Origin of the sequence: Bordetella petrii (assembly GCF_000067205.1) — a bacterium.
GTDB classification, from domain to species: Bacteria; Pseudomonadota; Gammaproteobacteria; order Burkholderiales; family Burkholderiaceae_B; genus Bordetella_A; species Bordetella_A petrii.
On the sequence record NC_010170.1, the window covers coordinates 2226107 to 2246960 of the forward strand.

Sequence of the window (20854 nt, forward strand, 5' to 3'; positions counted from 1 at the left end):
TCAGCGACGGTTGTTCAGGCGGTTGATGCGTTCCGACGGCGTGATGATGTCGGTGAGGCGGATGCCGTACTTTTCTTCCACGACCACCACTTCACCCTGGGCAATGAGGTAACCGTTGACGAAGATGTCCATGGGTTCGCCGGCCAGGCCGTCGAGCTCGACCACCGAGCCCTGCCCGAGCTGCAGCAGGTTCTTGATGGTGAGACGGGTGCGGCCCAGTTCCACTGTCAGCTGCACCGGCACGTCCATGATCAGGTCGATGTCGTTGCCGTTGCCGCCGGCAGCGTCGGCCAGTGGCTTGAAGACCGAGCCGCCGGCCGGACGGGCCGCGGGCGCGGCGGCAGGAGCAGCCGCGGCAGGCGCCGTGGATGCGGCCGATGCCTGTTCGGCCATGGCGCCGGCCCAGTCGTCCTGCGGTTTCAGGCCGTCGGCCTGGGTGGGGGGCTGGGCCGCCGCGGATTGCTCGGCAAGCGCATCGGCCCAGTCGTCGGCCGGGGTGGCGGACGAACCGGAACCGGTCTGGCCGGGCGCGTTCGTGTCAGTCATGGTCGGGGGCCTCGTGTGTATCGCTTTCGTAGGTAAACAGGTTCTGCACGCGCAGGGCGTATTGGCCGTTGAAGACGCCGTAGCTGCATTCCATCAGGGGCACGCCGTTGACGTTGGCGATAACCGTCTCGGGCACCTCGATCGGCAGCACGTCGCCGACTTTCAGGCGCAACAGTTCGCGGATGCTGGAGGGGATCGACGCGAATTCGGCCGTCAGGTCGACGTCGGCGCTGCGCACCTGGCGCGAGAGCTGGTGGGTCCAGCGCTGGTCGACTTCTTCCAGGGTCGTTTCCTGCAGCGGGCGCGTCAGCAGGTCGCGCACCGGCTCGATCATGGAGTAGGGCAGGCAGATATTCAGGTCTCCGCCAGTCGCGCCGAACTCGATGTGGAACGACGACACCACCACGACTTCATTGTTGCCGGTGATGCTGGCGAACTTGGTGTGCATCTCGGAGCGCACGTATTCGAACTCGATGGGGTACACCGCTTCCCAGGACTTGCCGTAGCTTTCCAGGGTCAGGTTGAGCAGGCGGCGAATGATGCGCTGCTCGGTGGTGGTGAAATCGCGGCCCTCCACGCGCGTGTGGTAGCGGCCGTCTCCGCCGAACAGGCTGTCGATCACCAGAAACACCAGGCTGGGATCGTAGGTGAACAGCGCCGTGCCCCGCAGCGGCTTCATCTGGATCATGTTCAGATTGCTGGGCACCGGCAGATTGCGTTCGAAGTCGGCGTATTTCAGTATCTTGATCGACCCGACCGTGATGTCGGCGTTGCGCCGCATGAAATTCAGCAACAGGTGGCGCAGCTGGCGGGCGAATCGCTCGTTGATGAGTTCGAGCGTCTGCATGCGCCGCCGCACGACGCGGTCGGGCGAGCTCAGGTCGTAGGCGCGCGCGCCGCGCGCATCGGCCTCGTCGCGGGATTCGCTGTCGCTCTCGCCGGTAACGCCGGCCAGCAGCGCATCGACTTCATCCTGCGAAAGAAACGCCTCGTAGGCCATGCTTACTGCACCACGAAGGCGGTGAACAGGGCGGCGCTGACGTACTGGCCATCGGGCAGGGGCGAGAACGGCTGATTCACGGCGGCGACGATGGCGCGCGCCATGTCGGCCTTGCCCTGGGGCGACTGCGCGACCGTGGGCGATTGCGCCGACAGTACCATCAGGATGCGGCTGCGCACCTCGGGCATGTATTTCTCGATACGCATCCGCGTCTGCTCGTCGCCCGCGCGCAGAGTGATGCCCACATGCAGGATGCGCTCGCTTTCGGCGCTTTGCAGCGTGACAGTGAAGGCTTCCAGGGGAATGAAAATGGGCGCCGGCACCGGGGTCGGCGTGGCGGGCGGCTCGACAAAAATGGCCGGCGCGGGGCCGGCATCGGCCTTGCCGACGCCCAGCCGCACGGGGGCCGCCGCTTCGGTGTACTGGCGGTGCATGATGAACCAGGTGGCGGCCACGCTCGCGCAGGCGACGATGGCCAGCGCAAGCAGCCAGAAAAGGCCGCGCAGGATCGGGCTGCCGCCAGAGGTGCGCAAAGGCAGGCTGCGTGACGGCATGGAAGGATTCTTGGAAGTGGCCATCAGGGTATCGATGCTAGGGAATGAAGGGATTCTGCCCCAAACTCCGCCGCGGTTTGCAGGCGAAAAACAGGACGAAAGCTGCGTATCTCAGGCTATTGCGCCGCAGCGTGCGGCGCTCGCCCGCTGCGGTGCGCCCCATGTCGTGCGGTGGCGCGGCACGGGTCAGGCGAAGGTGTCGACCAGTCCGTCGCCGCGCGCGACCCGGGTGGCCGCGGCCGGCGCCAGGGCCACTGCCCCGTCGCCCTGTGTGCCGCCGCCTTGGCCATGGCCGCCGCCTTGCGCCTGCTGCTGCATGTCGAAGCCGGATTGCGAGCCGTGCTCGCCCACGTTGGCCTGCCCCAACGACAGGCCGGCCTGCGCCAGCGCCTGGTGCAGTTGCGGCAATGCGGCTTCGACCGCGTGGCGCACCGCCGCATGGGCCGACACGAAGCTGGCGCTGGCCACGCCGTCATTGACGCTGAGCGTGACGCGCAAGGGACCCAGGTCAGGGGGATCGAGGCGCAGTTCTGCGGTGTGCTGGCCGCGCGTGGCGTCGTGGCTCAACACGACCAGCTGGCGGCCCAGGTCGGCGCCCCAGGCCGGGGTGGCGGCGACGGGCGTGGCCACCGCCAACGATAGCGCCCCGGCCTGCGGCATTGGGGCGGGCGCCGTGGCTTGCGGGCTGGCGGCGGCCGCCAGGCTGGCAGCCGCGTCGGCGGCGTGCGACGATGCCGCGCCATGGCCGGCCGGTTGCGCGACGGCGCTGGCTGCCTGCAGCGCAAGCTCGGCCTCGGCGGCAGCCTGCGCGTTGAGGTGTTCCGGGGCCTCGGCCACGGCGGTGACCGCTACGGCGTTGGGGTTTGGCATGGGCGCGGGCGCGCCGCGCAGTTCGTGGCCGGGCACGCGGGTGTCCGGCCGTGCCGCGGCAGGGGCCTGCGTCTGTGGCGCCGGGGTGTTGGCAGGGGCCGCGGCCGACAGCGCCAGCGCCGCGGCGGGCGGGGGCGGCGCGGCGTCGCCTGCCTTGGCCGCCGACGCCACCCCGGCCGCACCATCCGGCAGAGGCGCGGCCGGCATGGCGGGCGCGCCGGTGGCGGCCTCGCTCGTCACGGCCGGCGTCTGCTGCTGCAACTGCGCGGCCTGCGCCGCGATTTCCAGCGCCTGGGCCGGCAGCGCGGGCGCCTGCGCTTCAGGTGGCGCAACTTGCGGCTGGGCCGGCGCCATGGCCTGCGCGGCCGCGGCGCCGGCCGCCGCGGCGGTTGCCGGGTCCACCACGGTGGATGCGGCCGTGTCGGCGCTGGCGTCTTCGGTGGGCGCTTTGCCGGGTTTGGCATTGCTGGCTGGCTTGCCCTGCGCGCCGGTGGCGGGCCGTGCGTCGTCGGTCGCCGCGCCGCGCTGGCGCGCCAGCTGCTGCGCGAAGCTGCCGGTCTTGGGGTCGCTGGCCACGGACGCGGCGCGCTTGCCCTGGACGGGCGGCGCGGTGGGGACCAGCAGCGGGGTAGTTGGAGTCGCGGTCATGAGGGCATCCTGATCGGCGGTCGGGTCGTTGGGCGCCAGTGCGGTCAGGCCTGGCGGAACATCATGCGGGAGGCGAATTCGTCGCTGGCGCGCTGTTCGCGCCGCGTCTCCAGCACAGCCTGCGCGCGTCGCTCGCGCTCGGCCAGGGCATCGAACGAATTGAGCCGGCGCTGTTGCTGTTGCCAGTGAACGCGGCCTTGCGCCAAGTGGCTGTCGGCCTGGCGCAGCACGGCGGCCTGCTGGCCGATAGCGTCGTCCAGGGTGGCGATGAAGCGCTGGTAGTTGTGGCAGTCGGCGGCCGACATGCCGGTCTGCATGGCATTCTGCAGGCGCAGCAGGTAATCTTGGCGATAGTCCTGCAGCATCGACAGTTGCCGTTCGGCATGGGAGCGCTCGGCGTTCAGCCGGCCCAGCGCGCGCGCCGCCTCGTCAGTGCTTTCCCGGGCCAGGCCGATCAGCGTATCCAGGGGCAATTGGCTAGGCATAGGCTTCCTTGGTCTCGAAGGCCGCGCGCAACTGGTCGACCGCGGCGTCGTAGGACACGCTGTCGCCGATGTCCTGCTGCAGGAAGGCCTCCAGGCGCGGGTAGCGCGCGATCGCATCGTCGAGCTGCGGGTCGTTGCCGGCGCTGTAGGCGCCCACGGCGATCAGGTCGCGGTTGCGCTGGTAGCGCGACAAGGTCTGCTTGAAGCGGCGCACCACGGCGTACTGCTGGTCGCTGATGAGCGAGGTCATGGCGCGCGAAATCGACGCCTCGATGTCGATGGCCGGGTAGTGCCCGGCTTCGGCCAGATGGCGCGACAGAACTACGTGTCCGTCCAGGATGGCGCGCGCGGAATCCGCGATGGGATCTTGCTGGTCGTCGCCTTCGGCCAGCACGGTGTAGAACGCCGTGATGGAGCCCGCCTTGCCGTTGGGGCCTGGCGCGCCCATGCCGGCGCGCTCTACCAGGGCGGGCAGGCGCGCGAACACCGAAGGCGGGTAACCCTTGGTGGCGGGCGGTTCGCCAATGGCCAGGGCAATCTCGCGCTGCGCCATGGCATAGCGCGTGAGCGAGTCCATGATCAGCAGCACGTCCAGCCCCTGGTCGCGAAAATGCTCGGCCAGGCGGGTGGCGTAGGCCGCGCCCTGCAGGCGCAACAGCGGCGATACATCGGCCGGAGCCGCCACGACCACCGAGCGCGCCAGTCCGTCGGCGCCCAGGTTGTGTTCGATGAATTCCTTGACTTCGCGGCCGCGCTCGCCGATGAGGCCCACCACGATTACGTCGGCGCGCGTATAGCGGGCCATCATGCCCAGCAGCACGCTCTTGCCCACGCCCGAGCCGGCAAACAGGCCCATGCGCTGGCCCCGGCCGACAGTCAGCAGGCCGTTGATGGCGCGCACGCCGACATCCAGCACCGTGTCGATCGGCGCTCGCGACAGGGGGTTGATGGGGTGGGCCGACAGGGGGGCCAGTTCGGCGCCAGTCAGCGGACCCAGGCCGTCCAGCGGACGCCCGGCGCCGTCGAGCACGCGGCCCAGCAAGGCATTGCCCACCGGCAAGTGGCGGCCAAGCTGCGGTTTGGCGTTGCCGTTCAGTTCGGCCCTGCGCGGCAACGGAATAGCGCGTTGCACAGGCGGCTCGCCGGGCACGACCCGCGCGCCGGGCGGCAGGCCGGAAATGTCGGCTTGCGGCATCAGGTACAGCGTGTGGCCGTCGAAACCCACCACCTCGGCGTCGGCCCAGTGATCGTGGCCGCGCGCGATCTCGATGCGGCAGGCCGCGCCCACCGGCAGCCGCAGGCCGGTGGCATGCAGCACCAGGCCGGTAGCGCGGATGATGCGGCCGCTGGCCAGCCACGGCTCGGTGGACGCAGCTCGGATCGAGCCGATGCGCAGCTGGGTTTCCCAGCGTTCGACCACCGGCGCGGCCGCGGCGCTCATGCCTCGGACTCCCAGGATACGCTGCGCCCCAACGAAGCGGCGATGCGGCGCCAGCGCGTCTGCAGCGTGGCGTCGATATCTCCGTAGGGTGTCTCGGCGCGGCAGCCGCCGCGCGCAATGGATTCGTCCGCCAGCACGCGCCAGTGGCCTTCGCGCAGTTCATCGGCCAGGTGCTGGCGCACCAGTTCGAGATCGGCGGGATGCACCCAAAGCCGCATGGCGCCGGTCGCGGCGGGATTGATATGCAGCACTTCGCGCACGGCGGCCAGCATGCTCTCGGGCTGCTCGGCCAAGGTCGTGCGCAGGATCTGCCCGGCGATGTCCAGGGCCAGAGTCAGCAGTGCCTGGCCCATCCGGGCTTCCAGGTCCGCCAGCGAGGCGCCGCAGGATTCGGCCAGCGCGTGCAGTTGCAGCGCTTCCTGGCGAGCCTGCTCGCGGCCTTGCGTCAGACCTTCCTGGTAGCCGGCTTCGCGGCCGGCCGCCAGCCCCTCGGCGTGGCCAGTCTGGCGGCCTTCGCGCAATCCTTGTTCCCGGCCTTGCTGCAGGCCCTCGCGGCGTCCGGCCGCCTCGGCCTGGGCGCGCGCTTCGCGCAGCAGTTCTTCGGGGTCCGGCCCGGGGTCGGGTTCGGGCGGCGGCGCCACGATCTCGATGGCGTCTTCCACCGGCAGGTCGAACGACGACATCTGCCAGCGCCGCCAGGCGGTGCGGGGCAGGGCGCCGGTGATGCCCCCCGCGTTTCGGGGAAAGGTTTTCCCCTCAGACATAGGCGTCGTCGCCCTGGTTGCCCAGCACGATCTGCCCGCTTTCGGCCAGGCGGCGGGCGATCTGCAGGATCTTCTTCTGCTCGGACTCGACCTTGGACATGCGGATCGGGCCTTGCGCCTCGAGGTCTTCGCGCAGAATGTCCGCGGCACGGCTCGACATGTTGCGCAGGAATTTGTTGCGCAGTTCTTCCGAGGCTCCCTTCAACGCCACCATCAGGCTGTCGTTGTCGATTTCCTTCAAGATCAGTTGCAGTGCGCGGTCTTCGACGTCGATCAGGTTGTCGAACACGAACATTTCGTCGATGATCTTCTGCGCCAGGTCGCTGTCGCGCTCGCGCAGGCTTTCCACCACGGCCTCTTCCTCGGCCGAGCTCATCATGTTCAGGATCTCGGCTGCCGTGCGCACGCCGCCCATCTTGCTGCGCTTGGCGCCCTGGCCCGCCAGTACGGAATTGAGCACGTCGGTCAGCTCCGACAGCGCAGCCGGCTGCACCCCGCCGAAGGTGGCGATGCGCAGCATCACGTCGTTGCGCAGGCGGTCGGTCAGCAGGGCCAGCACGCCGGCGGCGCGGTCGCGCTCCAGGTGCACCAGGATGGTGGCGATGATCTGCGGATGCTCGTCGCCGATCAGTTCGGCCACGGTGTGCGGATCGAGCCAGTTCAGCGCATCGATGCCGCTGGCGCCTTCGCCGGCTTCCAGGATGTCTTCGATCAGCCCGGCCGCACGGTCGCTGCCCAGAGCCTTGGTCAGCACGGTGCGGATGTAGTCGTCCGAGCCCAGCGTCACGGCCATGAACTGGTCGGCTTCCTGGCGGAATTCCTCCAGCACCACGGCCACGTCGCCGCGCGTGACCTGTTTCAGGTTGGCCATGGACCCGCCCACCAGCTGCACTTCACGCGCCGACAGGTACTTGAAAACTTCCGCCGCGGCATCTTCGCCCAGCGACATCATCAATACGGCGCTGCGCGTTACGCCGTCCAGGGGCTTTCCGTCATTTTTCATCTTGGGTCATCCAGGCACGCATCACCATCGCGACGGCGCGCGGGTCTTTGGTGGCCATGTCGCGGGCACGCTGCAGGTTGTCTTCGTAGCGGTTGACTTCCTTGGCCCGTGCCGCGGCCTGGGCTTCGCGCTGCATTTCCTGGCGGCGCGCCTCGGCCTCTTCGGGGTCCACCGGCGGATTCAGGTAGTTGCTGACGGCGGGCCGCAACCTGCGGTACAGCCACAGGGCAAGCGCCAGACCGAACACCCAGGCAAGCACGGTCTTGACCAGGTCGAGCAGTTCCGGATCACGCCAGAAGGGCGGCTTGACTGGCTTGTCGTTGAACTGGCTGTTGACCAGGTTGAGCGAGTCGCCCCGGGCTTCGGAATAGCCCATGGCTTCGCGCACCAGGTTGGTCAGCTTGGTCAGCTCTTCTTCGGGCAGCGGTTGGGGCTCGCCGCTGCTGTCGGGCAGGTAATTGACCACCACTGCGACGGACAGGCGCTTGAGCATGCCCACCGGCTGCTTGACGTGGCTGATGGTGCGATCGACCTCGTAGTTGATCGTGGCGTCGTTGCGATTGTTGGTCGGCAGGCGCGGGGCCGCCTGCGTTGCGGCGCCTTGCGCGGCGTTCTGGCCCGCCTGGGCCAGCTGGCCGGGTTGGCCGCCCTGTGCGGCTTGCGGCGCGGCCGGCGGGTTCACGATCGGGGCCTGGGCGGCCGCGGGCGGCTGGTTGCTGAGCGCGCCGGGCACGCCCTGGGCCGGGTCTATGCCGGTCTGCAGCGAATCGCTGGTCTGCTTGCTGCGCACCGCGGCCTGGCCGGGTTCCTGGTTGGGACGGTAGACCTCCGAGGTCTGTTCGCGGCGCGCGAAATCCATTTCGGCGCTGGCCTGGGCCTGCACGTTGCCCGGGCCCACCAGCGGGTTCAGGATGGTAAGAATGCGTTCAACCGTGCGCTGCTCGATGTCGCGCCGCAGTCGCGACTGGTCGGCATCCAGGCCGCGTCCTTCGCCCAGCGGGGCAGACAGCAGGCGGCCGTTCTGGTCGACGATGGAAATGTTCTCGGCGGTCAGGTCGGGCACGCTGGAGGCCACCAGCCAGGCCACGGCGGCGACCTGCGCGTCGCCCAGGCTGCGCCCCGGGTACAAGTGCAGCAGCACCGACGCAGTGGGCGCCTGCCGGTCACGCACGAACAGCGACTGGCGCGGCAGCGCCAGGTGCACGCGGGCGCTCTGCACGGTATTCATGGCCTCGATCGAGCGCGCCAGCTCGCCTTCCAGCCCGCGCTGGTAGTTGATCTGCTCGGCAAACTGGCTGGCCCCGAAGCGGGCGTTGTCCAGCAGCTCGAATCCCACCGAACCGCCGCGCGGCAACCCCTGGCCGGCCAGTTGCATACGGGTGGCGTAGACGCGGTCGGCGGGCACCAGCAGCGCCCGGCCGTCGCCGCTGAAGCGGTACGGCACGTTCATCTGCCCCAGCGCGCTGACGATGGCGCCGCCGTCGCGGTCATCGAGGTTGGCGAACAGCACCTTGTAGTCGGGCTCCCGGCCCCACATCGCCAGTACGGCCACGATCGCCACCAGCGCGGCGGCGACGCCCAGCAGCACCGGCTTGGGCAGCGCGCGGACTTTCTCCAGCACGGGGAACCTTGCCAGCAGCGATGTGCCTAGAGTGGCCTGCTGGTTCATCGGGAACTCCGGCGAGCTTCGCGGAGCGTAGAAGCGAACGACATGGGCGGGTAGGGCAGGTTACGCATGCAACGTGCTTGGTATCGGGGAGCGTGAATTATGGCGGCCGCCCAGGCCATCCCAATCGATGAAAACAACCGTTTTTTGGCGTTACTTGTCTCCTATGTGTCCCGCGTTTTGCGACCCGCTGCCGTGGCCGCACCGCAAGGCCGCATGCGCGGAACTGTCGGGTGTTTTGCCGGTTATTGCGCGCTATGGGCGGGCGCGGCCGCGCGTAATCTTGCAGCCTGTTCTATTTTTGGACTGCGAGGAAGCGAGACCATGGCGGTATCGGGTTTGTCTGGTATTGAAAGCATGCTGCAGCAGATGCGCGCCGTGGTGCAGGCTGCCCAGAGCAATGGCGTGAGCCCAGCCGAGCTTGCCCCTCAGCCCGCCAGCTTCGCCGCCGAACTGCAGCGTTCGCTGCAGCGCGTATCGGCGGCCCAGATCGCCGCCACCAACCAGGGCAAGGCCTACGAGTTGGGCGCGCCCGGCGTGTCGCTGAACGACGTGATGATCGACCTGCAGAAAAGCTCGATCGCCTTCCAGACTGCTGTCCAGGTACGCAACCGCCTGGTGGCGGCATACAAAGAAATTTCCGCCATGTCGGTGTAAGCCCGCGTGGCTCAGATGTCGGCCGGCTCCGGCGTGCGCTGATACCAGATCGCCTCCGGGAAGCCGGACAGCATGGCGGCGCTGCTGTCGGCAAAATGCATGACCAGCGGCCGCGCGACCCGGAAGCGGATGTCGGTGCCGTCTGGCGTGGCGCCCGCGAAATCCAGAATGACCTCGTGATGCGCGGGGCTGCCGCTTAACTGCGCCTGGAAGGCGTCGAGGTCGTGAGGCCGCCAGAAGAAATGCCGTAATTGCCAGTCGGGCCCCAGTATGCGCGCGTCGCAGAACGGGTCGTCGTGGGGATCGCGGGCGGCGCGCACGCGCACCCGGCTGTCGGGGTGCATGAGTTCGCGCAGCACCGCGCGGATCTCGTCGGTGCGGTTGAGCAGGGCGCCGGTCGCTGGAAGCTTCATGGCCGCGGTGGCTTGTCAGGGCGCGGCGGCGTTGTCGCGATGCTGGGCGACGCCGGTTTCCAGGCGATATAGCCAGGCCAGCAGTTCAGCCACGGCGGCGTAGAGCTGCGGAGGAATGTGCGCATCCAGATCTACCTGCATGAGCAAGCTCACGAGTTCGCGCGATTCGTGCACATACAGGCCGTGTTCACGCGCGGTACGCACGATGGTGTCGGCGATCTGGCCGTATCCCTTGGCCACCACGCGCGGCGCGGTATCGTGCTCGCCGTAGCTTAGCGCAACTGCGGCGCCGCGGTGCGGATTGCCCGGGTCGGAGTCTTTGTGGCTCATGGCGCGGGCTCGTCGGGGCGAGGCGGCGTGGCGCCCACCGATAGATGGCTCAGGGTCAGGCCGGCCCGCTGCAAGCCTTCGCGCAGGGTCTGGGCCGCGCCGTGGATTTCAGTCGCGCTGCGCGGCGCGACCAACTGCATCACCAACTGGTCGCCCGCCAGGTTGAGCCGGGCTTCCACCAGGCCCAGGCGTGGCAGGTCCAGCTTCAGGCGGGTGGCCCAATGCGTCGTGGCTTGCGCCGCGCCTTCGGGGGCATCGCGCCGCACCTCCCATTCCATTGGCGTGCCAGGCCAGGCTTCGCCCTGCCAGGCCAGCGCCTGGTTGGCCAGGACATCCAGTTGCTGGCGCACCAGCGGCATGGCATCCGGATGTATGCCCGTCGGTGCCGGCGCCGGCGCGTGCGGCCCCGCCGAGCCAGGCGCCTGGCCGCCTGTCGCGGCGGCAGTGTCGGTGCTGGAAGACGGCGCGGCGCCCGGTGACGTCCGGGCGGCCGACGGCGGGTCGCCGGCAGAAGTCGCGCGCGCCAATTGCGCCTGCGGCTCGGCGCGCACTTGTTCGATGCTGCGCTGGCCGAATGCCAGGTCGCTCAGGTGCGATTCATAAAACAGCCCGCTGCCTTGCAGCGCCTGGCGCAATGCGCCCGCCAGCACGGCGACGCTGGGCAGGGCAGGCGCCCCGGCGTGCGTCGCTTGCGTCGCTTGTGTTGCTTGTGCGCCAGCCCCGGCCGGGAGAGCCGGCCGGCCGCCCGTCGCCGGGCTGCGGCTACTTGCGGCGGCAGGGTCGGTAGCGGGATTCGCGGCGGAAGAGGAAGCCGTACCCGCGGCGGCGGGGGCGGGCCGGACCGAGTTGCCGGCATCCGGCGCGGCGGCGGACGGGCCGGGCGGCGGCGCGGGTTGCCACAGCGGCGCCTTGCCTTGTGCCGGCGGCGCCTGCTCGGGGTAGAGCGCCAGCAGCGCCAGAATGGTGCGGGCGGTCTGGCCCAGGGTGGTGGGGGCCGACGCCGTGGTGTCAGTGCGGGTGACGTTGTTGCCGGTGGCCTGCGTCAACGAATCGGTGGTCTTGGCGTCGGCCACCGTGTTGCCTCGCGTGCCGGCCGACTCGACCGGCTGGCGCGGCCCCCGGCCGGCGCCGTCGGTCTGGCCGGGGCGCACGGCTTCGCCGGGCTGCGTCACGGCATTGGGGCGCGCGCCCGAGACCAGGTTGGCGTGCGCCGCCATGGTGGTGCCCAGCACGGCATCCAGCCGCTGTACCAGAACCGTGCCCAGGGCCGAAGGGCCGACGCTCATGCGTGCCTCGCTTCAACCCGCCGGCGGCCAGGCTTCCATATCATGCGGTCGAAGTCCGCGCGCCATAGGCCGACAGCAGCGACTGTTGGCGCTTCATGCGCCCCAGCAGGTCGCTCAGGCGCGCCATCTGCGGAACGGCCAGGTCGCGCGTGGCGGCGTCGTTTTCCAGGATGCGCACCAGTAGCTCGTACTTGGCCTCGCGGCCCGCGTTGTCCAGCGGCGTCACGGGGTCGAGGCGGCGCAATTGTTCGACCGATTCGCAATAGCGCTGGCCACAGGCCAGCACGACGCCCCAGTCGCCGGCGCGGGCGGCGGCGAGCATCTCGTCGGTCAGGGTGGCGATTTCCCGGTAGATATCCAGGACACAGGCGGGCCGCGGGGGGGACGTCATAAAGGTCGGGCTCGCGCAAGGGGCGAGTAGGTCAGAGTCAGGCCGGCACGGGGCTGGCGGGGGGATCGTTGGCGGCCTGCCAGGCTTGCGCCAGTTCGGCCAGCAACCGGTCGGCGGTGTCCAGCTGCGTGGCGTCGCCTTTCAGGTTGGCCAGCAGCAGGGTGCGTACGATGTAGTCATACAGGTTGGCCAGGTTGGCGGCCATCTCGCCGCCCGCCTCCATATCCAGGCCGGTTTTCAGGCCCTCGTCCACGATGCGGGTGGCCTTGGAAATGGCTGCTCCGCGCTCGGCCACCCGGCCCGCTTCCAGATGCAGGCGGGCCTGGGCGATAGCGGCGCGCGCGCCGTTGAACAGCAGCGTGATCAGCCGTTCGGGGCTTGCGCTCAAGACCTGGGTCTCGAGGCCGATGTCGGTATAAGAGCGGGCGGAATAGCCCGCAGGGCGGCGAGCGGCGTATGTCATGGTCTGCGCGGAAATGGGGTCAGCTTTGCTTGGACATGGCCTCGAACTGCTGCGTGAGGTAGCTGCTGAGGCTGTTCATCTGTGCCACCAGCGCGTCCAGTCGCGTGAATTGAGCGCGATAGTTGTCCATGGTGGCCTGGATGGACACCTTGGTGCGGTCGTATTGGTCCTGCAGCGACTCCACGGTCTCCTCCAGGCCGTCGGTGCGCGTCTTGATCGAACCGTTGCTGCCCAGGATGCCGTCGGTCGCGGTCTTCATCTTCTCGGCCAGCCCGCCGGCGCCGCCGAACAGGCGCGCCACGTCGGCCGGGTTGTCCGCCAAGGCCTTGTCCAGCTTGGTTTCATCCAGCTCCAGCTTGCCGCTGGTGGGGTTGCTGGTGATGCCCAGCTGGCTCAGCGTGCGCAGCGCGCCTTCGCCGCCCACCACGCGCAAGGCAGCCGCCATGGTGGACTGGATGTTGCGGGTGGTGCCGTCGCCGGTCAGCGCGCTTTGCGATTCGGAGCTGACGTCAAAGGCGGTCAGGTCGGCAATCGTCGACTGCAGGCTGTTGTAGGCGTCGACGAAGGTCTTCACGGCCTTGGTCAGCACCGACGGGTCGCTGGTGATTGATACCGAGATGGTTTCGTCCGGCTCGGTGGTGGCGGTCAGCTCCAGGGTGACGCCGTCGACGGCCTTGTCGATCGTGTTCGACTGGCTTTCCACGACGACGCCGTTGATGGTGACCACGGCGTTCTCGGCGGGCTCCAGTTCCGTCATGGGCGAGGCGCTGCCGGCCTCGTAGCCCACCACGGCCTGCACCGCCGTATTGTCCGACGTGATGCTTTTCACGGCGGATTGCGTGCCGGTGTTCTTGCTGGTCAGCATCAGGTAGCTGTTACCGTCGCCATCGGTGACGATGGTGGCGCGCACGCCCGCGTCGTCATTGTTGTTGATGGCCTTGGCCACGCCGTCCAGCGAGGTGTCCGAGCCCAGCTCGATCGTGGTGGTCTCGTCGTTGGCCAGGGTGATCTGGATGCTGCCGCCGCTGCCCATTGGCTCTTTGCGGTCTTCAACCAGATCCGATTTCAGGGTTTGTGCGGTTGCCAGGGAGGTGATGCCGATCTTGTAATTGCCCGCCACGGCGCCGGCCTCGGTCTTGACCGTCAGGCCTTCGCCGCTGACCGAGCTCTTGACCGCGCTCAGCGTGTCCGATTTGCCCAGCGTGGCGGCCGCCTTCTGTACGGCCTCGACCGCGCTCTGCAGCTTGCTGTAGGCGGAAATGCGGGTCTTGACGCTGGTCTGGCGGGCGGTGATCTGCGTCAGCCGGGTTTCTTCGGCCTTCTGCAGCTGGTCGAGCATGTCTTCCAGGTTGGTCAGGCCGGACCCAGAGCCGAGCGAAGTGATAGAGGCCATGGTGGTTTCCTTGCGAGCTATAGGATTCTGTCAAAACGCCGCGTCGCGCGATTGGCCGGGCAAGGGCACAAGGGCGGGCTAGTTTGGCGCTTTCAGGCGGTAGTCTGGACGGCGTTGCCCTGCATTTGCACGATCATCCGGGCGATGCGCAGCAGCGCCTCGGACGGAATGGTGCGGATTTTGTCCCCGGTTTCCGAGTCGATGATGCTGACCACCACCTGGTGAACGTTCGGGTCGATGTCGAACTGCAGCTGGGTCTTCCAGGCGCGCAGCTGCTGGTTGATTTCTTCCAGCGCGCGCTCCAGCGGCAAGGGCGGCTGGCCGGTGCCCTCCGCCGCATCCTGCGCGCCGCCGCTGTTGGTCGACGCGGCCGCTGGGGTCACGGCCACTGCCGGTTCTGGCGGAACCGGCGCGACATTCACGGTGGGCAGCGCAAGAGGGGCGGGGGCGAGCGGGCTGACAGCCATGGTCACTCCTGTCAAGCGGGCGCCCTGAGGCGCCCGGCGAGGTTGGCGGGAATTTCTCAGCTACCATAACGGCACCCCGGGTCGGAACTTTAGCGATCCGCCGCCGGGTAGTTTCCGTTGTCTACTTGTGATCAGCCCATGAGCGTCAAGACGGCCCTGCGCGTCATCGAAATCATCGAGACTTACGCCCGAGAGCGGCGCGCCCTGCCGCTGTCCGAGCTGGCGCGGCTGCTGGGGGTGCCGGTGTCGAGCTGCCTGGCGCTGATCCGCACCCTGTCCGATCTGGGCTATCTGTACGAAACCGGCCGGCGCCAGGGCTACTACCCCACGGGCCGGCTGCTGGCCATGGCGCAGCGCATCGCGCGCGCCGATCCGGTGCTGGACCGGGTCTATGCCAGCCTGCTCGAACTGCGCGACGCCACCCAGGAAACCGTGGTGTTCGGCAAGCTGGGCAGCGATGGCAGGGTGGTGTACCTGGACGTGCTCGATTCCCCGCACACCATCCGCTATGCGCCGGTGGCGGGCGAATTCCGCGACTTGCATGCCAATTCGCTAGGCAAGGCCCTGCTGTCCGTGCTGGAGCCCGACGCGCGCCACGCCCTGCTGGCGCGCCGCCCGCTGGTGCGCCACAACGAGCGCACCCTGGTCACCCCCGAGGCCGTCGACGCCGACCTGGAACTGTCCAGGCGGCGCGGCTGGTTCATGAACCTGGGGGAATCCATTCCCGACGTCTGCGCCATTGCCTGGCCGGTCACATTGTCTGGCGAGGTCTATGCCATTTCCGTGGGCGGCCCGGTGTACCGGATCGAGCCGCAGCAGCAGGAATACGCGCGGATACTGCGGGCGGCTTGTACGGCGCTCGAGCAGCGGGGGTGATTTTTTTCTTCTGGCGGATTCAAAGCCCCCGTTGCCGGGCAGGGCGGGGTTCTTGAATGCTTGGCTGCGGGTTTCTTAGAAGAAAAAAGTGTACAGGGCCGGCAATTCAAGTCGCCCTGCGCGACTTGAATTGCCATTCGCGCCGCGACGCGCGCGATGATGCCGGGGAAAACCCGGTGCATTCGGAGCTCGGCCAGCCACAAGCCGAACGGCCCGCCCGGCCGAGCTGCCCGGCCCCGCACAACCGTCCTCTGTAAAAATGGCCGCCCCAACAACCGCAAGAACCCCGCAGCCTAATAAGACTTCGGCAGCCCCAACACCTTCTCGGCAATAAAACACATAATCAACTGCGGGCTGACCGGCGCAATGCGCGGTATATAGCTTTCCCGCAGCAAGCGCTCTACGTGGTATTCCTTCGCGTATCCCATGCCGCCCAGGGTCAGCACGGCGGTCTGGCACGCGTTGTGGCCAGCTTCGGCGCCCAGGTATTTGGCGCTGTTGGCATACGGGCCGCAGGGCAGACCGGCGTCATACAGGCTGGCCGCCTTGAACACCATCAGGTTGGCCGCCTCCAACTGCATCCATGCCTGGGCCAGCGGGTGCTGGATGCCCTGGTTCTGGCCGATGGGGCGGCCGAATACGGTGCGTTCGCCGGCATACTGCACGGCCCGGTCCAGCGCCGCCCGGCCGATACCCACCGCTTCGGCGGCGATCAGGATGCGTTCGGGATTCAGCCCATGCAGAATGTATTCGAAGCCGCGGCCCTCTTCGCCGATGCGGTCGGCCACCGGAATACGCAGGCCGTCGATGAACAGCATGTTCGAATCGACCGCCTTGCGGCCCATTTTCTCGATTTCCCGGACTTCGACCCGCTCGCGGTCCAGGTCGGTGTAGAACAACGACAGGCCCTGGGTCGGCTTCGATACTTCGGCCAGCGGCGTGGTGCGCGCCAGCAGCAGCATCTTGTGCGCCACCTGCGCGGTCGATATCCAGATCTTGCGGCCGTGCACGATATATTCGTCGCCCTGGCGCTCGGCGCGTGTAGACAGCTTGGTGGTGTCCAGGCCGGCATCGGGCTCGGTCACGGCAAAGCAGGCTTTCTCGCGCCCGGCGATCAGCGGCTCCAGCCAGCGACGGCGCTGATCGTCGGTGCCGAACACCACTACCGGGTTCAGGCCGAAGATGTTCATGTGCACGGCCGACGCGCCGGCGAAGCCGGCACCCGAGGCCGCGATGGTCTGCATCATCAGGGCCGCCTCGGTCATGCCCAGGCCGGCGCCGCCGTACTCCTGGGGCATGGCGATGCCCAGCCAGCCGTCGTTGGCCAAGGCCGCGTGGAAGTCGTGCGGGAACCCGCCGTCGCGGTCGCGCTCCAGCCAGTAGTCGTCCGGAAAACGCTCGCATACGCGGCTGATGGCATCGCGCAAGGCGAGCTGGTCGGACGAGAATTCAAAATCCATCAAAGAGCTCCTTCTTGGGTAGCGCGCGCCGCGATCAGCGCATCGATTTCGGCATCGGTGCAGCCTGCTTCGCGCAGTATTTCGCGACTGTGCTCGCCCAGGCGCGGGGCCGGCCGGCGTATGGCCGTGGGCGTGCCGTCGTAGCGCCCGAGCGGCGCCGGCGTGCGCAGCCGGCCTTCGCTGGGGTGGTCCAGCGTGCGCACGAAACCGGTAGCCTGCAGATGCGGGTCGTCGACCAGGTCGTCCACCGAGTACAGGCGCGCGGCGGGAATGTCGGCGCGCGCCAGATCGGCCAGCCATTCGGCGCTGCCGCGGGTTCGCATGATCTCGGCCACGAACGCATATGCCTCATCGATATGGCGCGCGCGCGCGGTGTGCGTACAGAAGCGCGGGTCTTGTTCGAGGTCGGGGCGGCCGATCAGGGTAAAGAAGTTGCGCCAATGCTTGTCGTTGTAGATCAGCAGGCACAGGTAACCGTCGGCCGTGGCGTAGGGCCGGCGGTGCGCCGCCAGCAGGCGGGTGTAGCCGGTGGGGCCGAGCGGCGGGTCGAAGGTCGCGCCGCCCAGGTGGTCGCCCAGCACCATGTGCGCCATGCCCTCGAACATGGGAATCTCCACCGCCTGGCCCCGGCCGTGGCTGCGGGCGTGCAACACCGCCGACACCAGCGCGATGGCCACGTGCAGGCCCACTGCGCGGTCGGCCAGGGTCAGCGGCGCGTAGCGCGGCACATCGCCGCTTTGCCGGCTGAACAGGTCGGCGATGCCGGTCTGCCCCTGGATCAGGTCGTCGTAGGCGGGGCGCCCGGCATAGGGGCCGGTTTCTCCGAACCCGTAGGCGCCCACATAGACCAGCCGGGGGTTGCGCGCCGCCACGGCATCGTACGACAGCCCCAGCCGCGCCATGGCCTGCGGCCGTATGTTGTACAGCAGCGCGTCGCAGCCTTCGGCCAGCTTCAGGCAGGCCTCGCGGCCGGCCTCGGTTTTCAGGTCCAGCACGATCGAGCGCTTGTTGCGGTTCAAGTGCAGGTACAGGTGGCCCATGCCGGCGTTGCGCATGGGCCCCACGGCGCGCATATTGTCGCCAGCCGGGGATTCGACCTTGATCACGTCGGCCCCCAGGTCACCCAGCACCTGTGTGGCATAGGGCCCCATGACCACAGAGCTCAGGTCCAGGATGCGCACGCCGGCCAGCGGGCCGGCGGTTTCGGGAGTCGGCGTCATTGCGGTTGAATGCCTGCGTCCTTGATCAGCTTGCCCCACAGGTCGCGCTGCGCGCTGACGAACTTGGCGAAGTCTTCGGGCGTGCCGCTGAAGGCATCGAAGCCCAGGCCTGCCAGGCGCTTGCGCACGTCGGGGTTGGTCACGATCTGGTTGATGGCGGCATTGAGCTTGGCCACGATTTCGGGCGGCAGCCCGGCCGGGCCGAAATAGCCGTTCCAGGAATTGAGGTCGAAGTCCGCCACGCCGGCTTCGCGCATCGAGGGCAGATCGGGCACGATGGTGCTGCGCTCGGCGGTGGACACGGCCAGCGCGCGCAGTTGCCCGGACTGCACGAAGGGCAGGCCGGAAGCCAGGTCGGTGAACATGAAGTCGACCTGGCCGCCGACCAGGTCGGTCAGGGCCTGGGGCGTGCCTTTATAAGGCACGTGCAGAATGTCGATGTTGGCGCGGCGGGCCAGTGTTCCGCCCGCCACGATGCCGGTGCTGTTGCCGGTGGCATACGTGACGCGGCCGGGATTCTTGCGCGCGTAGTCGATCAGGTCCTGCACGCTTTTGTACGGACGCTGTGGGTTGACCACCAGGATGAAAGGCAGGTTGCCGCCGCGCGCGATGGGCGTGAAGTCTTTCACGGGGTCGTACGGCACGTTCTTCATCAGGAAGGGCGCGGCCGAATGCGACGTATTGGTGGTAACGAACAGCGTGTAGCCATCCGGCTTGGCGCGCGCCACATAGTTGGCGGCGATGGTGGCGTTGGCGCCCGGCTTGTTTTCCACCACGACTTGCTGGCCCAGAATATTGCCCAGCTCGGCGGCGAAAATGCGGCCTACGGCATCGGTGCCCGAACCGGCGGGAAACGGCACCACCAGGCTGATGGGCTTGTCGGGATAGGCGGCCTGCGCCGGGCCGGCGGCGGCCAGGGCGGCGCCGGCCAGGGCGGCGGCGCGTAGAGAGCGTAGGAACATGGATCAGTCTCCTGGTAAGGGGCGGCGTCTGTCGGCCGTCTGGGGAAAAGGGCGGCCGCTCAGGCGGACGCCGCAGGCGCCGCGAAGCCGCGTATGACGCGGTCGGGCGATTCTTCGTAGGGTGGCGAGTAAATGACCAGCAGCCGCGCGGGCGTGTCGCTGGTCACCGTGAATACATGCGGGATATCGGGTGGGAAATAGCAGCAGTCGCCGGCGGTCATGTCGGCGGATTCGTCGCCTACCTGGGCCCGCGCGGTGCCCGACAGCAGGTAGCAGACCTGTTCGATGCCGGGGTGGGCATGGGGCAGCGCGCCCTGGCCTTTTTCGATGACGCCCAGCAGCACTTCCACGTGTCGGGCGCCGACGGTATCGGGGCCGATCAGGCGCCGGTTCAACGTGCCGGTGTGGTTGGCCGGGTGGTAGCCGGGCACTTCGGCTTCGCGCACCAGCCAGCTGGGCGATCGGGACATGCGGGACTCCTGTATTTCCTGTCTGTGAAATTATTTTCATACACAGGAAAAAATCAGGCAAGCGGATTTTCCCTGATGGCATCACGGGAGGGTGGGGTATCCGGGGGGAAAGGGGGGGCGGCTGCTAAACTGCCGCGTCTGTCATTTTCGCCCGCTGTCATGTCCGCCTTCCGTCTCGATGCCACGACCCCGTTGCCGCAGTGGCTGCAGTATCTCGAGTCCATCCACGGCAAGGCCATCGACCTGGGCCTGGAGCGCGTCAGGCAGGTTGCCGGGCGCCTGGCGCTGCGGCTCGACGGCGTCAAGTTCGTGGTGGGCGGCACCAATGGCAAAGGCTCCACCTGCGCCATGCTCGAAGCCATGCTGCTGGCGGCCGGCTACCGGGTGGGGCTGTATACCTCGCCGCATCTCATCGATTTCAACGAGCGGGCCCGCATCAACGGCGAAATCGCCAGCGACGCTGCCCTGACCGAGCAATTCGCCGCCGTCGAGGCCGCCCGCGGCGAGGTCACGCTTACCTATTTCGAATTCACCACGCTGGCCATCCTGCGCTTGTTTTCGCAGTCGAACCTGGACGCGGTGGTGCTCGAGGTCGGCCTGGGCGGCCGGCTCGACGCGGTCAATATTGTCGATGCCGATTGCGCCATCATTACCAGCGTCGATCTCGACCATACCGATTACCTGGGCGACACGCGCGAGCAGATCGGCCTGGAAAAGGCGCATATCTACCGCGCCGGCCGGCCCGCCATCTGCAGCGATCCGCAGCCGCCGCAGTCGCTGCTGGACCACGCGCAGGCCATAGGCGCCGACCTGTGGCGCTTTGGTCACGACTTCAATTATTCCGGCGACCGCCAGCAATGGGCCTATGGCGGCCGTGGCCAGCGCCGCAACGCGCTGGCCTACCCGGCGCTGCGCGGCGCCAACCAGCTTCTCAATGCCTCGGCCGCGCTGGCCGCGCTCGAATCGGTGCGCGACCGCCTGCCGGTGCCCCAGCAGGCGGTACGGGTCGGGCTGCTGCAGGCTTCGCTGCCGGGGCGCTTCCAGATCCTGCCCGGCCAGCCGGCCGTCATTCTCGACGTCGCGCATAATCCGCACGCGGCCGCGGTGCTGGCCCAGAACCTCGACAATATGGGGTTCCATCCCTATACGCACGCCGTGTTCGGCATGTTGAACGACAAAGACGCCAATGGCGTCATCGCCAAGCTGGCCAGCCGTGTCGACCACTGGTATTGCGCCGGGTTGCCCGGGCCGCGCGGCGGCTCGGGGCAAGACCTGGCCGGCCGTGTGTCGGCGGCCCTGCAAACCGCGCCGGCGGGCGGCGAAGCGCCCTCCGTGCAGGCGTACGCAGACCCCGCCGCGGCCTATGCCGCGGCCCGCGAACGGGCGGGCGAGGGTGATAGAATCGTGGTGTTCGGCTCATTTCTCACCGTAGCCTCGGTTTTGCAGTCGCTGGGCCGCAAAGCGTAGGCTGCGGGCAGGCGGGACGCCG

At 68.3% G+C, this 20854-nt stretch carries 23 protein-coding genes; 3 read left to right on the forward strand and 20 right to left on the reverse strand.

Going from position 1 to position 20854, the window contains the following annotated elements; translation table 11 throughout:
* The 9 genes from fliN to fliF all read right to left on the reverse strand — a co-directional run bounded on the left by fliN (position 1) and on the right by fliF (position 8980).
* Positions 1-546, reverse strand: coding sequence for a flagellar motor switch protein FliN (gene fliN / locus BPET_RS10850; RefSeq protein WP_012249049.1), 546 nt, complete (start codon positions 544-546; stop codon positions 1-3).
* Complete coding sequence (fliM, locus tag BPET_RS10855) at positions 539-1546, reverse strand: flagellar motor switch protein FliM (protein ID WP_012249050.1); 1008 nt, start codon at positions 1544-1546, stop codon at positions 539-541. Before fliM ends, fliN begins: the two co-directional genes overlap by 8 nt.
* Positions 1547-1548: 2 nt before the next feature.
* Positions 1549-2124, reverse strand: coding sequence for a flagellar basal body-associated FliL family protein (locus BPET_RS10860; protein WP_012249051.1), 576 nt, complete (start codon positions 2122-2124; stop codon positions 1549-1551).
* A 162-nt stretch (positions 2125-2286) separates the two neighbouring features.
* Positions 2287-3618, reverse strand: coding sequence for a flagellar hook-length control protein FliK (locus tag BPET_RS10865; RefSeq protein ID WP_012249052.1), 1332 nt, complete (start codon positions 3616-3618; stop codon positions 2287-2289).
* Between the two features lie 44 nt (positions 3619-3662).
* Positions 3663-4103: a flagellar export protein FliJ gene (gene fliJ / locus BPET_RS10870; RefSeq protein ID WP_012249053.1), complete on the reverse strand. Its 441-nt coding sequence runs from the start codon at positions 4101-4103 to the stop codon at positions 3663-3665.
* Positions 4096-5544 (reverse strand): flagellar protein export ATPase FliI, encoded by a 1449-nt coding sequence (fliI, locus tag BPET_RS10875; protein WP_012249054.1) that lies wholly within the window; start codon positions 5542-5544, stop codon positions 4096-4098. The genes fliJ and fliI overlap by 8 nt, the downstream gene beginning before the upstream one ends.
* A complete protein-coding gene (fliH, locus tag BPET_RS10880) occupies positions 5541-6308 on the reverse strand; it encodes a flagellar assembly protein FliH (RefSeq protein ID WP_012249055.1) in 768 nt (255 codons plus the stop codon). Before fliH ends, fliI begins: the two co-directional genes overlap by 4 nt.
* On the reverse strand, positions 6301-7311 hold the full coding sequence (fliG, locus tag BPET_RS10885) for a flagellar motor switch protein FliG (RefSeq protein WP_012249056.1): 1011 nt from the start codon (positions 7309-7311) through the stop codon (positions 6301-6303). The genes fliH and fliG overlap by 8 nt, the downstream gene beginning before the upstream one ends.
* Positions 7301-8980 carry a flagellar basal-body MS-ring/collar protein FliF gene (gene fliF, locus BPET_RS10890; RefSeq protein WP_012249057.1) on the reverse strand — a complete coding sequence of 560 codons (1680 nt, stop codon included), beginning with the start codon at positions 8978-8980 and terminating at the stop codon, positions 7301-7303. Before fliF ends, fliG begins: the two co-directional genes overlap by 11 nt.
* A 321-nt stretch (positions 8981-9301) precedes the next feature.
* Between fliF and fliE the strand changes: the two genes are divergently transcribed.
* The gene (gene fliE / locus BPET_RS10895; RefSeq protein ID WP_012249058.1) at positions 9302-9634 is read left to right on the forward strand and encodes a flagellar hook-basal body complex protein FliE; all 333 of its coding nucleotides are present in this window, start codon (positions 9302-9304) and stop codon (positions 9632-9634) included.
* A gap of 11 nt (positions 9635-9645) precedes the next feature.
* Here the strand turns inward: fliE and BPET_RS10900 are convergent, their stop codons facing one another.
* The 7 genes from BPET_RS10900 to BPET_RS10930 all read right to left on the reverse strand — a co-directional run bounded on the left by BPET_RS10900 (position 9646) and on the right by BPET_RS10930 (position 14377).
* Positions 9646-10047, reverse strand: coding sequence for a hypothetical protein (locus BPET_RS10900; protein ID WP_012249059.1), 402 nt, complete (start codon positions 10045-10047; stop codon positions 9646-9648).
* A 15-nt stretch (positions 10048-10062) separates the two neighbouring features.
* Positions 10063-10377 carry an EscU/YscU/HrcU family type III secretion system export apparatus switch protein gene (locus tag BPET_RS10905; protein WP_012249060.1) on the reverse strand — a complete coding sequence of 105 codons (315 nt, stop codon included), beginning with the start codon at positions 10375-10377 and terminating at the stop codon, positions 10063-10065.
* Positions 10374-11663, reverse strand: coding sequence for a flagellar hook-length control protein FliK (gene fliK / locus BPET_RS10910; RefSeq protein ID WP_012249061.1), 1290 nt, complete (start codon positions 11661-11663; stop codon positions 10374-10376). The genes BPET_RS10905 and fliK overlap by 4 nt, the downstream gene beginning before the upstream one ends.
* A 40-nt stretch (positions 11664-11703) precedes the next feature.
* Positions 11704-12054, reverse strand: a complete 351-nt coding sequence (locus BPET_RS10915; protein ID WP_012249062.1) for a flagellar protein FliT — start codon at positions 12052-12054, stop codon at positions 11704-11706.
* A gap of 37 nt (positions 12055-12091) precedes the next feature.
* Entirely contained in the window at positions 12092-12517 is a 426-nt protein-coding gene (gene fliS, locus BPET_RS10920; RefSeq protein ID WP_012249063.1) for a flagellar export chaperone FliS, read from the reverse strand.
* A 19-nt stretch (positions 12518-12536) separates the two neighbouring features.
* Positions 12537-13910, reverse strand: a complete 1374-nt coding sequence (gene fliD / locus BPET_RS10925; RefSeq protein ID WP_012249064.1) for a flagellar filament capping protein FliD — start codon at positions 13908-13910, stop codon at positions 12537-12539.
* Between the two features lie 92 nt (positions 13911-14002).
* Positions 14003-14377 (reverse strand): flagellar protein FlaG, encoded by a 375-nt coding sequence (locus tag BPET_RS10930; protein ID WP_012249065.1) that lies wholly within the window; start codon positions 14375-14377, stop codon positions 14003-14005.
* Positions 14378-14515: 138 nt separating this feature from the next.
* Here BPET_RS10930 and BPET_RS10935 point away from each other — a divergent pair, with 138 nt between their 5' ends.
* A complete protein-coding gene (locus tag BPET_RS10935) occupies positions 14516-15253 on the forward strand; it encodes an IclR family transcriptional regulator (RefSeq protein ID WP_012249066.1) in 738 nt (245 codons plus the stop codon).
* Between the two features lie 293 nt (positions 15254-15546).
* On the opposite strand, the gene BPET_RS10940 is transcribed toward BPET_RS10935, so the two are convergent.
* From BPET_RS10940 to BPET_RS10955, 4 genes are read right to left on the reverse strand one after another with little or no spacing between them, the layout of a single operon-like run.
* Positions 15547-16713, reverse strand: a complete 1167-nt coding sequence (locus BPET_RS10940; RefSeq protein ID WP_012249067.1) for an acyl-CoA dehydrogenase family protein — start codon at positions 16711-16713, stop codon at positions 15547-15549.
* Positions 16713-17933 carry a CaiB/BaiF CoA transferase family protein gene (locus BPET_RS10945; RefSeq protein ID WP_012249068.1) on the reverse strand — a complete coding sequence of 407 codons (1221 nt, stop codon included), beginning with the start codon at positions 17931-17933 and terminating at the stop codon, positions 16713-16715. The genes BPET_RS10940 and BPET_RS10945 overlap by 1 nt, the downstream gene beginning before the upstream one ends.
* The gene (locus BPET_RS10950; RefSeq protein ID WP_012249069.1) at positions 17930-18895 is read right to left on the reverse strand and encodes a Bug family tripartite tricarboxylate transporter substrate binding protein; all 966 of its coding nucleotides are present in this window, start codon (positions 18893-18895) and stop codon (positions 17930-17932) included. Before BPET_RS10950 ends, BPET_RS10945 begins: the two co-directional genes overlap by 4 nt.
* 59 nt (positions 18896-18954) lie before the next feature.
* Complete coding sequence (locus BPET_RS10955) at positions 18955-19365, reverse strand: cupin domain-containing protein (protein ID WP_012249070.1); 411 nt, start codon at positions 19363-19365, stop codon at positions 18955-18957.
* Positions 19366-19524: 159 nt separating this feature from the next.
* On the opposite strand from BPET_RS10955, the gene folC reads away from it, so the two are divergent.
* Positions 19525-20832, forward strand: coding sequence for a bifunctional tetrahydrofolate synthase/dihydrofolate synthase (gene folC, locus BPET_RS10960; RefSeq protein ID WP_012249071.1), 1308 nt, complete (start codon positions 19525-19527; stop codon positions 20830-20832).
* Positions 20833-20854: the final 22 nt, after the last annotated feature.

Coding starts and splice junctions, on each gene's coding strand:
- BPET_RS10945 (WP_012249068.1), bottom strand. CDS start 17,933: ATGACGCCGACTCCCGAAACCGCCGGCCCGCTGGCCGGCGTGCGCATC.
- fliS (WP_012249063.1), bottom strand. CDS start 12,517: ATGACATACGCCGCTCGCCGCCCTGCGGGCTATTCCGCCCGCTCTTAT.
- fliN (WP_012249049.1), bottom strand. CDS start 546: ATGACTGACACGAACGCGCCCGGCCAGACCGGTTCCGGTTCGTCCGCC.
- BPET_RS10940 (WP_012249067.1), bottom strand. CDS start 16,713: ATGGATTTTGAATTCTCGTCCGACCAGCTCGCCTTGCGCGATGCCATC.
- BPET_RS10915 (WP_012249062.1), bottom strand. CDS start 12,054: ATGACGTCCCCCCCGCGGCCCGCCTGTGTCCTGGATATCTACCGGGAA.
- BPET_RS10950 (WP_012249069.1), bottom strand. CDS start 18,895: ATGTTCCTACGCTCTCTACGCGCCGCCGCCCTGGCCGGCGCCGCCCTG.
- fliK (WP_012249061.1), bottom strand. CDS start 11,663: ATGAGCGTCGGCCCTTCGGCCCTGGGCACGGTTCTGGTACAGCGGCTG.
- BPET_RS10930 (WP_012249065.1), bottom strand. CDS start 14,377: ATGGCTGTCAGCCCGCTCGCCCCCGCCCCTCTTGCGCTGCCCACCGTG.
- folC (WP_012249071.1), top strand. CDS start 19,525: ATGTCCGCCTTCCGTCTCGATGCCACGACCCCGTTGCCGCAGTGGCTG.
- fliD (WP_012249064.1), bottom strand. CDS start 13,910: ATGGCCTCTATCACTTCGCTCGGCTCTGGGTCCGGCCTGACCAACCTG.
- BPET_RS10935 (WP_012249066.1), top strand. CDS start 14,516: ATGAGCGTCAAGACGGCCCTGCGCGTCATCGAAATCATCGAGACTTAC.
- fliH (WP_012249055.1), bottom strand. CDS start 6,308: ATGTCTGAGGGGAAAACCTTTCCCCGAAACGCGGGGGGCATCACCGGC.
- BPET_RS10860 (WP_012249051.1), bottom strand. CDS start 2,124: ATGGCCACTTCCAAGAATCCTTCCATGCCGTCACGCAGCCTGCCTTTG.
- fliG (WP_012249056.1), bottom strand. CDS start 7,311: ATGAAAAATGACGGAAAGCCCCTGGACGGCGTAACGCGCAGCGCCGTA.
- fliE (WP_012249058.1), top strand. CDS start 9,302: ATGGCGGTATCGGGTTTGTCTGGTATTGAAAGCATGCTGCAGCAGATG.
- fliI (WP_012249054.1), bottom strand. CDS start 5,544: ATGAGCGCCGCGGCCGCGCCGGTGGTCGAACGCTGGGAAACCCAGCTG.
- BPET_RS10865 (WP_012249052.1), bottom strand. CDS start 3,618: ATGACCGCGACTCCAACTACCCCGCTGCTGGTCCCCACCGCGCCGCCC.
- BPET_RS10955 (WP_012249070.1), bottom strand. CDS start 19,365: ATGTCCCGATCGCCCAGCTGGCTGGTGCGCGAAGCCGAAGTGCCCGGC.
- BPET_RS10900 (WP_012249059.1), bottom strand. CDS start 10,047: ATGAAGCTTCCAGCGACCGGCGCCCTGCTCAACCGCACCGACGAGATC.
- fliJ (WP_012249053.1), bottom strand. CDS start 4,103: ATGCCTAGCCAATTGCCCCTGGATACGCTGATCGGCCTGGCCCGGGAA.
- fliF (WP_012249057.1), bottom strand. CDS start 8,980: ATGAACCAGCAGGCCACTCTAGGCACATCGCTGCTGGCAAGGTTCCCC.
- fliM (WP_012249050.1), bottom strand. CDS start 1,546: ATGGCCTACGAGGCGTTTCTTTCGCAGGATGAAGTCGATGCGCTGCTG.
- BPET_RS10905 (WP_012249060.1), bottom strand. CDS start 10,377: ATGAGCCACAAAGACTCCGACCCGGGCAATCCGCACCGCGGCGCCGCA.